Source organism: Ruminococcus flavefaciens, from assembly GCF_900143025.1.
GTDB lineage: Bacteria > Bacillota > Clostridia > Oscillospirales > Ruminococcaceae > Ruminococcus > Ruminococcus flavefaciens_I.
Map to the genome: position 1 here is coordinate 64,726 of NZ_FRCT01000007.1, position 13,411 is coordinate 78,136.

At 43.8% G+C, this 13,411-nt stretch carries 13 protein-coding genes and 1 other RNA gene; 5 read left to right on the forward strand and 9 right to left on the reverse strand.

Annotated features, from left to right (window positions below):
- Positions 1-223 precede the first annotated feature (223 nt).
- The 5 genes from BUB28_RS09080 to ssrA all read left to right on the forward strand — a co-directional run bounded on the left by BUB28_RS09080 (position 224) and on the right by ssrA (position 4,056).
- Complete coding sequence (locus BUB28_RS09080) at positions 224-778, forward strand: RNA polymerase sigma factor (protein WP_072950793.1); 555 nt, start codon at positions 224-226, stop codon at positions 776-778.
- Complete coding sequence (locus tag BUB28_RS09085; RefSeq protein WP_072950795.1) at positions 771-1,694, forward strand: RodZ family helix-turn-helix domain-containing protein; 924 nt, start codon at positions 771-773, stop codon at positions 1,692-1,694. The genes BUB28_RS09080 and BUB28_RS09085 overlap by 8 nt, the downstream gene beginning before the upstream one ends.
- A gap of 211 nt (positions 1,695-1,905) precedes the next feature.
- On the forward strand, positions 1,906-2,370 hold the full coding sequence (gene smpB / locus BUB28_RS09090; protein WP_072950796.1) for an SsrA-binding protein SmpB: 465 nt from the start codon (positions 1,906-1,908) through the stop codon (positions 2,368-2,370).
- Positions 2,371-2,383: 13 nt separating this feature from the next.
- Positions 2,384-3,505: a S66 family peptidase gene (locus tag BUB28_RS09095; protein ID WP_072950798.1), complete on the forward strand. Its 1,122-nt coding sequence runs from the start codon at positions 2,384-2,386 to the stop codon at positions 3,503-3,505.
- Positions 3,506-3,686: 181 nt separating this feature from the next.
- Positions 3,687-4,056: a transfer-messenger RNA gene (ssrA, locus tag BUB28_RS09100) on the forward strand.
- Between the two features lie 271 nt (positions 4,057-4,327).
- On the opposite strand, the gene BUB28_RS09105 is transcribed toward ssrA, so the two are convergent.
- From BUB28_RS09105 to BUB28_RS09145, 9 genes are all read right to left on the reverse strand, one after another.
- Complete coding sequence (locus BUB28_RS09105) at positions 4,328-4,555, reverse strand: hypothetical protein (RefSeq protein WP_028518188.1); 228 nt, start codon at positions 4,553-4,555, stop codon at positions 4,328-4,330.
- A gap of 19 nt (positions 4,556-4,574) precedes the next feature.
- Positions 4,575-4,997 (reverse strand): hypothetical protein, encoded by a 423-nt coding sequence (locus tag BUB28_RS09110; protein WP_072950800.1) that lies wholly within the window; start codon positions 4,995-4,997, stop codon positions 4,575-4,577.
- Positions 4,990-7,941, reverse strand: coding sequence for a signal peptidase I (locus BUB28_RS09115; protein WP_242939971.1), 2,952 nt, complete (start codon positions 7,939-7,941; stop codon positions 4,990-4,992). Before BUB28_RS09115 ends, BUB28_RS09110 begins: the two co-directional genes overlap by 8 nt.
- Positions 7,942-7,964: 23 nt before the next feature.
- Entirely contained in the window at positions 7,965-9,533 is a 1,569-nt protein-coding gene (locus BUB28_RS09120) for a hypothetical protein (RefSeq protein WP_072950801.1), read from the reverse strand.
- Positions 9,534-9,577: 44 nt separating this feature from the next.
- The gene (locus BUB28_RS09125; RefSeq protein WP_081373460.1) at positions 9,578-10,426 is read right to left on the reverse strand and encodes a signal peptidase I; all 849 of its coding nucleotides are present in this window, start codon (positions 10,424-10,426) and stop codon (positions 9,578-9,580) included.
- A 25-nt stretch (positions 10,427-10,451) separates the two neighbouring features.
- The gene (locus tag BUB28_RS09130; protein ID WP_242939972.1) at positions 10,452-11,165 is read right to left on the reverse strand and encodes a hypothetical protein; all 714 of its coding nucleotides are present in this window, start codon (positions 11,163-11,165) and stop codon (positions 10,452-10,454) included.
- Between the two features lie 81 nt (positions 11,166-11,246).
- The gene (locus BUB28_RS09135; protein ID WP_072950803.1) at positions 11,247-12,005 is read right to left on the reverse strand and encodes an EAL domain-containing protein; all 759 of its coding nucleotides are present in this window, start codon (positions 12,003-12,005) and stop codon (positions 11,247-11,249) included.
- Positions 12,006-12,277: 272 nt separating this feature from the next.
- Positions 12,278-12,604, reverse strand: a complete 327-nt coding sequence (locus tag BUB28_RS09140; RefSeq protein ID WP_072950805.1) for a hypothetical protein — start codon at positions 12,602-12,604, stop codon at positions 12,278-12,280.
- 33 nt (positions 12,605-12,637) lie between these two features.
- Positions 12,638-13,378, reverse strand: coding sequence for a hypothetical protein (locus tag BUB28_RS09145; RefSeq protein WP_072950807.1), 741 nt, complete (start codon positions 13,376-13,378; stop codon positions 12,638-12,640).
- Positions 13,379-13,411 lie beyond the last annotated feature (33 nt).

Genomic DNA, 13,411 nt, shown 5'->3' on the forward strand with positions numbered 1-13,411 from the left:
AAATATTGATATTCACGACACAAAAAATACATTATTTCACTTTATTACAATAAAGCTAAAATATGCAAAAAGCTGCTTTTATTATTCCTGCTGTGGTATAATAATTATGATCGACTCAAAAACTTTTGAAAGAGTACTTTTTTCAGAAAAGTGAAATATCCCACGAAAAAAATCGACTATATAGGCAAGAGGGACCTCAACCTCCCGAAAGGAGGAACTTTCCATGAATGATAAAAGTATCATAGAGCTTTTCCAAAAAAGAAACGAGCAGGCAATTGCAGAGCTGAAGCTGAAATACGACAGACTATGTTATCATATCGCAGGCACTATCCTTTCTCAGCGTCAGGACATCGAGGAGTGCATAAACTCCGCCTACTATGACATATGGAGCAAGATACCGCCAGAAGAACCCGACGACCTGAAAACATACCTGTGCCGCATAGTCAAAAACAAGGCTATAGACAAACTGAAATATAACTCAGCTGCCAAGCGCGGTCCTCAGCTAAGTGTATCGCTGGACGAGCTTGCCGAGTGTATCCCAGACAGGCAGCAGGACGATATGTCCGCTCAGAAGCTTGCAGAGGTCATAAGCCGCTTTCTGCGGACACAGGACGAACGGCACAGGAAGATCTTCGTGCGACGCTACTGGTACGGCGACAGTCTGTCAAAGATCGCCGAATATTTCAGTATGAACGAGAAAACAGTTGCTACATATCTTTTTCGGACAAGAAAAAAGCTAAAGGATTTTTTGAAGAAAGAGGGTTTCAAGCATGAATAAAATGGATATATTTGAAGCCGTTAACCTCATTGACGACGACATTGTCAGAGAAGCCGAAATAAGCTCAGAAATGAAAGCAAGCACAAGTAAGGAGCCTGCTATTACTGTATCAGGAGTTGAGGTTCGTAACAGTATCAGGTGGCAGCGCATTGCCGCTATCGCTTCGGCGTTCATACTTATGGCTGGCTTGGGCAGCGTAGGAGCTATGCTCTACAATCAGCGCCCCACAAGACACACAGAGCCGCCTGAAGTAGTGATACCTGCGGCTACTGAAAGCACAACAGTGACCGAGGATAAGAAAACTGAGGTCACAGATGCTGACAGGAAAGAAAAGGATAAAATCAAAAAAACAAAGGAAAGCAATAATACAGCTGCCACAAGCAAGGCAAATGAGGAGGATAAGCCTGCTGCCGTCACATCTCCTGATGATAACGACGAGCAACCCGTAGTTACCGAGAATAACGCTCCCGATGAAAAGCAAACAACAGAACCTGCAAGGACAGCCCCTGCTCATGTGACTACCCTTGTTTGCAGTACTCCGCGAACAAGCGGTAACGTGACGATCTCTGCGCCTGCTCCTGTAACTACAGCAAAAACAACAACCCCAAATGTAACAGAAGCAATAACAACAGAGCAATGGCAAATACATCTGCCCTGTACTATTAAACCGTCAGACCCAAATATAACATGGCGTGCATATCAGTGTACTGAAATGTTTGATATACTCAGAAGCCTCACGTATACTCCCGATGATAACTACAGTATGCCAAATACTTATCTCATAGACGCAAACGATAACAACAGAGTATATGCGCTGAATTTTGAATACAGGTGGATATTGAAGTACGGAACTGACGGCACAGACTGGGGCTATGCTCCAATGCCTGACAGACTCTATGAGCTGTTCTGCGGCTGATAAATGCTCTTACAAAAAGAATAAAACAAACAGGAGTTATGCCTGAGATAAAGCAGCATACTCCTGTTTTTTATACCCTTTTTGATAAAAAAGCGAGGAAAAGTGTGAAGCTCCGTGGTTTTTGCAACATATATACGCATATTTCAAGGTCTTGCTGTTGACTTTTACACTGCGATAGTGTATAATTTTAACATGAACAGGAGATGATAAAATGCGCTCAAAAGGCACTAAAACCATTGCTGAAAACCGCAAAGCCCGTCACGATTACTTTGTCCTCGAATCCTACGAAGCAGGCATTGAGCTTGTGGGAACTGAGGTAAAATCTATCCGTCAGGGCGGCGTTAACCTTAAAGACTCGTGGTGCTCTATCGACAAGGGCGAGCTTTTCGTCCGCGGTATGCACATATCTCCGTATGAGAAAGGCAACATCTTTAACCGCGACCCCATGAGAGTGAGAAAGCTCCTCATGCACAAGCGCGAAATAAATAAGCTCTACGGCACACTCAAACAGGAAGGACTGTCGCTTATCCCCCTGAGTCTATACTTTAAGGACTCCCGCGTAAAAATGCAGGTGGGTCTGTGCAAGGGTAAGAAGCTCTACGACAAACGTGCAGATATCGCAAAACGCGATGCCAACCGCGAAATAGACCGCAATATGAAAACACGCAACAGGTAAGGAAAATACTACCATGTTATACCCAATGCCACTGAAAAAGGGCGATAAAGTCGCTGTAATAAGCCTTTCAAGCGGTATTATCGGCGAGCCATACTGCGCCCACGAAAAAGAACTGGGCGAAAAGAAGCTCCGCGAATTCGGGCTTGAACCCGTTTTCACCGAATACGCACTCATGGGAAATGACTTTATCATGCGTCACCCCGAGGCTCGTGCAGCTGACCTGAAATCCGCTTTTCTCGATGACTCCGTAAAAGGCATAATAACCGCTATCGGCGGTATAGAGACCTTTCGCACCTTCCCCTATCTTATGGAGGACAAGGAGTTCATAAATGCTGTAAAAGAGCACCCTAAGTTCTTTTTAGGATTTTCCGATACTACCAATAACCACTTTATGTTCCACAGATTAGGCTTGCAGACCTTCTACGGTCAGGCTTTCATGTGCGATTTAGCGGAGCTTTCCGGAGATATGCTCCCCTACTCAAAGGCACAGTTCGAGAGCTGTTTTGCACCATATCACGGCAGGAGGATAACTCCGTCAGATGTGTGGTACGAGGAAAGAGCAGACTTCTCCGCAGGCGCTGTGGGAACTATGCCAATTTTCCACAAGGAAGAACACGGCTATGAGCTTTTGCAGGGCAGTCCTGTTTTTGAGGGCGAACTGCTGGGCGGCTGTATCGACAGCATGGGCGAGATGCTCATTGCAGGCAATACAGACAGGTTCGGCGAAATACTCGCCCATGAATTCGAGATATATCCTCAGCTTAAAGAAGAATTCGCCAAACAAAGCGAAATAACAAGGAAATACAATATCTTCCCCACTGCCGATGAATGGCGCGGAAAGATACTCTTCGCGGAAACAAGCGAAGTCATGCCGACTCCCGAAATCCTGAGAGAATACCTTGCAGCACTTAAAAATGAGGGAGTTTTTGAAAATATTAACGGCATCATCATCGGTAAGCCCATGAACGAGAAATATTACGAGGAGTACAAGAGCGTATGGCGCGAGGTCGTTGATAATGCGGAACTCCCCATGCTCTATAATGTAAACTTCGGTCACGGAAGTCCCCGTGCGATACTGCCATACGGTGCTATAGCACACGTTGACGCGGAGAAACAAGAGATAACATTGTTATGATATCAGACGGGCGTACACTGTGCGCCCCTACAAGCTAATAGCTAAGGGCTAACGGCTAATGGCTAAAGGCTTTAAAAGTCCGTAAGTTTAGGTATAAATCTTTTGTTGACAAATTCTCGGAAATATAGTATAATATCAGTTGGAGCACTAAAGCTCCCCAACCTGTACCCTCATAATTTATGGGGGCGTAAAGGTTTCGACGGGGGTCTTGAAGTGTGATAAGCGAGCGGAGAATGGCGTGATCTCCATAACCTGCGCCACGTTTAAATATAAACGCAAGAAATAACATTACAGTTTCTAGAAATAGCGAACTGGTAGCTGCTTAAGTCAGCTTCTGTCCACCGAGGGAGTACCGCGGCTCTCGCTTGGGCATCGATGAGCGGTGAACGACTGTCGGAAGTGTCCGTGTCCGTCAGTTGTATACGGACTACCTGTGACTACAGCCCGTTTATCGGCGGCAGACTCAGGGAATCATAATAGGTAAAATACGCTCGTAGAAAGTTGCATGAATGGGCTTTCGGACAGGGGTTCAATTCCCCTCGCCTCCACTCTTAATGACACGTCCTGTTTTACAGGGCGTTTTTTATTTTTATCCGCCTTCCTATTATTAAAAATCTACAAATTCAGCGTATCTTTTTTGTGCAACGCATAGAAACTGAAAACTATTTTTTCAATAATCAATGGTTTTCCGTTGAAAAAGTGCTTTTTTATGCCCTTTTATAGGAGGAAGAAATCATTATATCTTAGCTCTTAGTTCTTACATCTTGATTCTTAAAAGAAAACGGACACTATCGTATGTCCGATAATGTCCGTTCTGATAATTTATCCAAGCGATTTGAGCTTTTTCTGAAGCTCTATCATATGATTACGGCAGGCTGTTATCTCTCCCGTATACTTATTGAACCACTCTACATCAGTTTCGTCAGGCTGCTCCTGAAGCAGGATAGCCTGAACAAGTGCCGACTGAGAACGCGAACGTTTTCTTTCGATCTCCTTGATCGTACTCATGCAGAGCTTTATCTCCTTTTTAAGCTTTCTTTTCTCGCCCATGCTGAAACCTCCCCCTGCATCAATAGCCTTTTTTATCAACCGAACTTACCACCGCTGACGCTTCCTCATAGCCCTTGTCCACATTATCAAGGATATCACTGAGTGCCTGTCTCATATCGTCAAGCTTTTCCTTCATCTGCTCGGGATATTTCATCGTACAGGTGGTAAGCTCATTAATTATTATCTGCTTGTCATCGAAGTCCTTCAGGAGAAAGGCAAAGGAATTAGCACCGCTCATATCGCTTACTATACGCATATATCTGAGCTCGTGATCGCCCTCACCCTTCTTGTAGGAGTCGATATCCTCAATGACCTTTGTCAGATTTGTTCTGTACTGCTTGCGGTAAGTCTCCTGTACCCGCTTTGTTTCGTCCATATACAGAGCTATGAACACGAGGAGAGCAATAAAGGTGATAATGAAAAGTATGATTGCTCTAATCATTCTCCTCTTCATCAGTTTCTCTTGATTCACTCAGCTTCACCTCGTTTTCTGGATCATAGCCCATCTCTTCAAGACGGCGTTTTTCTCTTTCGATAGCCGCTCTCACAGCAGCCTCACGCTTTCTGTCGGCTTCCTCTCTGCTGCTTTCGGCAGCCTCTTTGCCTATTTTCGTTACTGTTTTAGCTTCATAAAGTGCTATCAATGTCATAGGCACTACGACCAGAATAAGCAAAAGCTTTTTCAGGTCAACAAAGGAATTCACCCATATGAAAAATCTTGACTTACGGGTATATTTTCCGACTATGCGTTCTTCTCTTACACCTGTGCTGTCCTGCACGGGATTTGCATCGCCCTTGGTTATATATGTACCGTCGGGATTTTTACCGATTATCCTGTGAGTTATGAGCTTGTCCTTTATGTCGCTCTGGTCGGAATAGAACGTGATTATATCCCCGTCTGAAAGTGCGGAAACATCGGTCTTTTCAACGATTATATAGTCACCTGTATGGATAGAAGGCTCCATACTTCCTGTAACTACCTTCAATACGCTCTTACCGAATACATTCACGGCTTTTCCGCGAGCCGAGCAGACCATTACATATACTACGAAAGCAAGTGCCACGGCAGTTATGACTGCAACGATGATATTAGCTATCTTTGAGGAATTGTCTTCCTTCTCCTCATTTTTGACTTTATAATCATCAATACGCGCCTCGCTCTCACGGATAGCTTCCTCAAGCTCTTTTTTCTCCTTTTTTCGAGTTTCAACAGCTCTGCGTATTTTCTTGACAAGGCTTACACGGTACTCCTTGTAGAGACGCTTCATTTCCATGTCAATAGCCTTCTGCTCCTCGGGAGTCCTTACAGGCGGAGTATATGCGGGACGAGGCTTGTTCTTCATTTCCTTTGCTTTCTTTCGCTTGAACTTCATGTCAGCGATAAAGCGTCTGAAACGATATTTGAAGTCCTGACCGTACTTTTTGTAGTACATCTCCATATGCTCGCGTTCCTGCTTTTCGCGCTCCTTTTCCTGCTTCTTCTGCTGCTTTTCTGCAAGGAGCTGTTTATAGCGCGGATTATCGGTATCTTCAGGTATGATGCCGAATACCACAGCAAGTATATGCCTTATAAGGCGTATGAGTGCATATATCGGATTCCACGAATATTCGCGGTATATCTCTTTGAATGGCTTGCTCTCAAAGTGCTGTCTTTCAGCTTTGAGACGCTGAGCACGCTCTGCCTCGGCACGTTCCCTTTCAAGCTTCTGCTGTTCAAGTTTTTTGCGGGCTGCAACAGCTCTGGGATCCTCAAATTCATCCTGCTCCTCAGACTTGTCAAGCTCTGCCTTAGCTTCCTCGATCTCATCTTCGGTAACTTCGTTGTACGCCTGCTTTTCAAGCTCTGACTCATCAGCAGCTTTATTGAGAGTCTCTTCATCAATTCCCTCAGCCTCACCGAGTTCGGCTCGTGCCATTTCCTTATTCTGCCTGATACGTTCACGCTCGGCAGCAATTCGTTCTTCTTCCTCCCGTCTGAGTCTTTCCTCTTCCTCGCGTTTGCGTATTTCTTCGAGACGGGCAAGTCTTTCCTCTTCAAGCCGCTGACGTTCCCGCTCCGCAGCCTCCTGCTCGGCACGCTTCTTCGCCAGCATTTCCTGAAGCTTTCGCTCCTCTTCTTCCTTTTCCAGTCGGATACGCTCCAGCTCTGCACGTCTTGCTTCCTCGATACGCTGCTGTTCTCTGAGGCGTTCTTCCTCCTCTTTTCGGCGTTTCTCCTCTTCCTGCCTGAGCTTCTCGCGTTCCGCCATATAAGCGGTCTCGATGTTGATACACTCAGTTATCTGCTCAAACATGAGGTTAAGGTCGGTTGGAAGCCGCTTTTCCAGTCGGAAATCGGAATCCGCAGCTATGTATCCTGCAACAGTCTCAGATGATACACTGTAATCCGCCGCCAGCTCCTTGTCGAATTTCTTCAGAAACTTCGGTGCTATAGGCTTTGAGGTATGTTTTTTCAGCTCCTTCAGCTTATCCTCGTTGTCGTTGTTCATGTACGAACGGAACAGCAGCAGGTTAAGCACTACAAGCTTGTAAAAGTCCTCAACGTATTCCTTCTGAGGTGCTACAGCCTTATTCTGTATGTTTATCTCATAGCCGACCTTGTCATAGCTTTCTATGTACTGCCATAGCGTAAGGCAGGCTTTCAGGTCGACATTCTTCATGATAGCGTTTGTACGCATTACAGGGGGGCGTATGAAGTTGTTTCCGAGAGTCCTGCAAAGCTCCGAGCCCTTATAGCCTTCTATGGCTTTTTTGAGCTTTTCAACTCTCTGCCACACGGTATAGCCGTTAGCATCGTAGGAGTCGAGACTGTCAACAGTCTCTATCTTAACGTCTATCTTCATTTTGCCGCCCGTGCTGTCATTTATAACGGTATCATACCCGAGAGTGAAGACCTCCTCGTCCTTTGATACCTCGGCAAGCTTTTCGTATCTTCGTGATATGAAAATGTAAAGCCTGTCTATAAGTGTGTTTATAAACCTGTTCTCGTATGTAATAAGGCTTTCTTCCTTATGCACATTGAGTATCTTTGAAGGGGTTATCTTCCCCGTTTTTCTGTCAACGCTCTGTATCAGGTCTGTATGCTGTGCCAGATGCTTGACAGATTCTATGGTGGTCTTGCGCGAAAGAGCTATGGGGACTATCTCCTCAACGTCCTCTATGGTACGTCTGGGGTTTCTCAGGAAATTGTCAAGGTGGACTATTCCGTTTTCGATCGCCTCTACCCACGAAACATCTATCGCCTTTTCCATTATCTTCTTATTGAAGGCAAAATTGTTTTTGCTGGCTTCGAGGAGAGAACCAAGTGTACCATATAACTCATCGCCGCCCATTGTTTCCATGATCTCTTCAAACTCATGGTACCAGTTGCTGTACAAGCCGTTCACTTGCTCTCACCTGCTCTTCCATATCAGAACAGCTTCTGTAGTCTTTCGAGATAAGCTATAGATTCGTTCATTTTATTTTTACCGAAAGTTTTAGTCATATATACGCATAATTCGCGCAGCTCCTCTCTCAGCATCGCAAGGTTGAGAGACTCAAACTTTCTGAATATCTTTGTAGCAAGAATGTAGTCTATTCCGTCCAGCTCATCGCCGCCACAGGCTACATATACAGGAACAAAAAGGTTCATCTGCTTTAAGATACGGTTACCGAAGGCAACTCTCAGCTTTTCGATTACCCAAAGGTCAAGCTGCTGTATCTTCTTTAAGTTTTCCTGTGATATAGGGTACTTGTCGAACGCCTCTCTGAACAGCTTGTCAAGATGATCGAAGCCAAGGTTCATAGGCGGCGTATCGGGAGCGTCAAATGCAACGCCCTTAGAGTCAAGGTTTATAGGCTGAGCACGGTCGTATACCTTATCGGAAATAGCGAATGTAGAGTCATCGTTGTTCGCTGTACCGATGTACCAGATATTCTGAGGAATACGTATCTTGCCCTTGTCAAGATTTACAGGGTCTGTGCTCCATACGTTCGGAACGATATCAAGCTCCCACTCGTCTGCGTTAGGCATTTCGAGAATGGAGAGCATCTCAGCGAAATAATACTCGACACGGGCAATGTTCATCTCATCGAGAAGGATAAGGTTTATATCGTTGTTATAGCCCGATGAATATATTCTCTTGAGAACTTCGGTCTCATTGAAGTTCTTGGTGAATTCGTTGAAGTAACCGAAAAGCTCAGTTCTGTCACGCCATGAAGGCTGTACTGAAGCGATAGTAGTATCCACCTGTAAGAACTTACCGAAGGAGTACGGCAGAGATGTCTTACCTGTACCTGATATACCCTGAAGGATAATGAGCTTCGTAGAAGCCATACCTGCAAGGAAAAGCCATATTACCTTTGGTTCATAGTAAAGATGCATTCTTGAGCAGGCGAAATTGCGGAAATTCTCGCATATGCCTGCAAGGTCTATCTCATTGTCATACTCAGGCGGAGCATATTCCTTGTAAAATGCATCGACCTCGATGAGCTTTGAAAATCTCTGTTCTGTGGTCTGTACAACACCGCTCTCAACAACAGCAGGTGCAGTCTCGCCGCCCTCTGCATCGGCAGCCATACTTCCGTCTGCAAGAGAAAGTGCTCCCGAGCCTGCGGGAAGTCCCATCTGCGAGACCTTCATAGCCATTATCTCGTCCTTCTCCTTAGTCATTTTCAGCACCTTTCGCTGGAGGTCTGATATTTCCTCCAACAGATCTTCGTTGCTGACAATGGAATGACGGAATCTGATATACTTTCTTATACCAAGGATTATCATAAGTATAATAAGCACATAGATAGCCACAACTATGATTATCGCCAGTATGGACAGCACCCAGCTTAATGCACCGTAATTCTGGGAATGCTGCTTGAATATGTCAATATAGTTCTTTATATTGAATATCTGTTTTATTCCGTGCCCTATGCCGCGGACTATTTCCGAATAGCCCTTGAGCATTTCCGAAATAAATTCAAAAAACCATTTTAGAAATTCATTCATAATAAACTCCTGAAGATCTATGCTTCCGCATATATCGTGTCAACTTATTCGGCGGAGTCTCCTACAGCCTCTTCTGCTGCCTTTTCAGCGGCTTCCTCAGCCTTTTCTGCTGTTTCTTCTGTATTTTCAGCAGCCTCTTCTACAGCTTCTGCTGCTTTTTCAGCTGTTTCTTCAACCTTTTCAGCAGCTGCTTCTACAGTTTCTTCTGCTTTTTCGCTTACAGTCTCGGCTGTCTTTTCAGCTTTATCCTTAACAGCTTCGGCAGCTTCTGCTGTTTCGCCCTTGCTTGCAAGATACTCCTCAATAGCGCGTCTTTTGATCTCCTCTTCATCTATCTCCGGAGTCTCGGGACGCTTTACCTCGATAAGTGCGATAATAAACTTATAAAGCTCGAGCAGGAAGAATATTGCCATAGGTATGAGGATACAGATGAAAAATCCCTTTTTGGTACGAAGGAAATTCATTGCATTACCTAATTTGGCTATCTTAGTCTCTGTCCATTTGCCTATGATATCGCTTGCATATGCAGGCAGTGTATCGTCTATCGGATTGTTGTCACCTCGTGTAACAAAGCTGCGAGCACCGTCAGTGTCATTGACACCTACTATTCTATGGGTGTTCTTTACCCTCTTTCCGTCGATTATTGTCCAGAATGTGATGACATCGCCTTCTTTAAGTGCATTTACATCATCAATATCCTTACAGATTATGAGGTCACCCTTATTGAACGTCGGTACCATCGAGTCTGATTCAACAGTCATCGGTATATAGCCGAATAAATTGGCTACTCCGTTATTCTTGTCGGAGGAAAATACGATTATAGTAATAAGAAGTGCTATTATCAGTACTATCCATGCGAAAATATTTACTGTTATTTTCAGTGCCTTTTTCATATTGTAAAAACTCCTTTGGGATTTATTATGTAGACTCTGTTATCTTGAAGTTCATACTAAGCTTTAATGTTCCACCTATTATATTATCAAGACAGTCGGGATCGTTTCCCTCGAGCCAAATGACCACAGTGTATTTGTCCTTTTTGTTGGACTCAAAACCCTCGGTAGAGGTACGCATGACCAATGAAGATGAAAGGAACTCACTGTCACAGTCACTTTCCTTTCCGCCGCCGTTTGACTTGGTTTTACCGTATACGGTCTTCTCACCGTTTTTGTAAACAGCGACTCGGATAGCTTCATCGACATCTTTCGTCACATTCTCTATTGACATTTCCCCTGTATAAGTGAGCGTATCATCTCCCGAATTTATAAGATAAAACGTATACGCAATATAGTTAGGACCATTATGGCTTCCGTTTATCTTATCTATATTATCGGGAAGGTCATTTCCGCTTATATTCGTCATATCATAAACGATATTCGCATTGAGCACAGCAGTCGCCTTATCAAATTCAGGTGTCTCTGAAAGTGTAAGTCCCTGATGCACCATGTCATACTTGCTTACCTTTACCGTAAAGCTGCCGAATTTGTCGTAAAAATACGATATCGCATATGCTACGGCGATTATCAGTACAAGGATTATAACAAGCAGAGCAAGTATCCTCATCAGGATAACATGACGTTTTACCTCTTTGGCGGTTCTTCTGAGTTCAAGGACATCAATTACCTTTTTATCCACAGCGAACTCTCCATTTCCTGCAATTTAGAAGCATTTCCCCTATACCATATCCATAGGGAAAATAACCGTATATACATTTTTTCAAGTATCTGTTCTCCTTCTGATATATCTTTCTGTCACATACTTTCCCGAAAGACTTCCTGCACAGTAGGAACATTCAAACGAGTAAAGCGTTTCAGCCTGACGGCTGTTGAATACTCCGTCAGCAACAGGCTCCGAGCCTATGTCGTTGACGAAGGATATTATGGATTTGACCGCGTTGTCCGATCTTTCGTCCCTTCCTATGTAGTTAGCCACCTCGGGACTGAGCATTACGTAATCTACCGAAAAATTCGACAATCGCATCATGGGACAGTAGCTTCCGCCAAATCCCGTAAGCATAAAGTGAAAGCCGAAATTTCGCATAGTCTGTATTGACTCAGCCGCCTTTCCGTCGTCCTCGGCAAGAAGATTTTCGGAAAGCTCAAAGCAAATACGGTTTGTCGGTATCTCCCTTTTTCGGCATATCTCAACAACAGTCTTTGCAGCCTTTTCGTTTTTGAGAAAGCGAACAGGCATATATACCGATATCCAGCCGTAATTCAGCTCTCGTTCCGTAAATCTCTCACAAGCCTCCAGCGCCTGCAGCATTTCCAGTTGAAAAAGCTTTTCAGCCTGACTTGTCATCTCGCATACATCACGATATTTATCGGGTGAAAGAACTCCCAGCTTTGGAGAGTTAAGACGCGTCTGAGACTGATAAAAGGCTGTACTTCCGTTCGATATCTCTCTGACAGGACGAAAATAAAGCTCTACTGCTCTGAGACCGCCAACGGTGGTCTGTATTACTTTTTCCGCCATTTCTCCACCCACTTTCTAACTACATATAATTTTTATATTTGTTTTATTATACCATATTTACTGCGCAATGTCAATGAAATAACTATTAATTGCTACAAAAAACAACCAAAATTCAGCGCCTATCTTTTATTATATTGTCATTTTCCACAAAAAATATATACCATTTCGCTCTCATGCTCACAATAAGCTATATGCAAAAATCAGCGGCCGCATCAGAAGAATTTTTCTCCTTCAGCGACCGCTTAAAATCAAACGCAGTCAATAATTATGTATTATGTGTTTTTCAACGCTTTAATAATATTTGGATTTATTTTTGCATTGGTATAGATAGGATAATCGTTTGCAACACTGTTTGTTATGTTTCCTTCTTCATTATCTGTTTCATAAAGCTCTGCTTTAAGATCGATCTTATAATTTGAATAGTCTGTAAATCCTTCTCCCGTTATAGCATCAAAAACTACAAAAATATCATAAACTCCGCCTGCTCTTGAGCAATTTGCCGCATTGAGCTTTACTTCGGCCGTTTCGCCCTGAGCATCTACATTGACCACAGCAGTGCCTGAACTGAAGCTGATCTTGCCGCTGATATAATTCTGCATATCGTCTATGTGCTCGTAAGTTATAGCCCCCGTTTAAGGATCCGTTTCCTTTTTACTCAACGAAAACGTAAGCTTTAATATACTTGCTCGTTCAGCATCAGACAATGCCTGAACATTGTATATAGCCTCTGTATTTACGGGCATTGATGTTCTGTTTGCTTCATTAGCCGATCTTCCGTTCACGCCGAGAGTTGACTGATTTTTACTGTTCAAACCAATATTATCATAAAGCTCTGAATCATCTTTCAAAGATGAATAACGCAGTGTTGCAGAAGGTATCGACTCAATGTAATAGAAGTGGTCATCATCAGGATATCTTTCTGACATACTCGTATACGCAAGGGTCCTATCATCATATGCCAGATTTGATGCAGCCTCAACATTCACACCGTATCTTTCTGTCGAATCTCTTTCAGGGAACTCATCATTTAATGATTCTTCAGCAAAATCCACTGTGATCTTTGAATAGATCTCAAAATATCCTTTGCCACTGGTATTGCTTAATGCATTTCTCAGGGTCACGGATTCATCAGCTGATGCAGTCTGAAAACATAGATAGTTACCGTTCGGATCAACGGTAAGCCTACAATCAGAGCTGTTTGCGTCTACCTCTGAATCAATGCTGTATTTACCTGTTATCGTCGCATTTTCAATACCCTTGATATTGCTGTCAACGCCTTCCTTGCTGTGACGTACAAGAGTTATAGAGAAAAAAGCTGATGTACCCTCTGTAAACACAAATTCACCGGCAACGCCCGACACATTATTTGCCAACAGCGAATACCTGCCGCCGTGTCCGCATTTCTG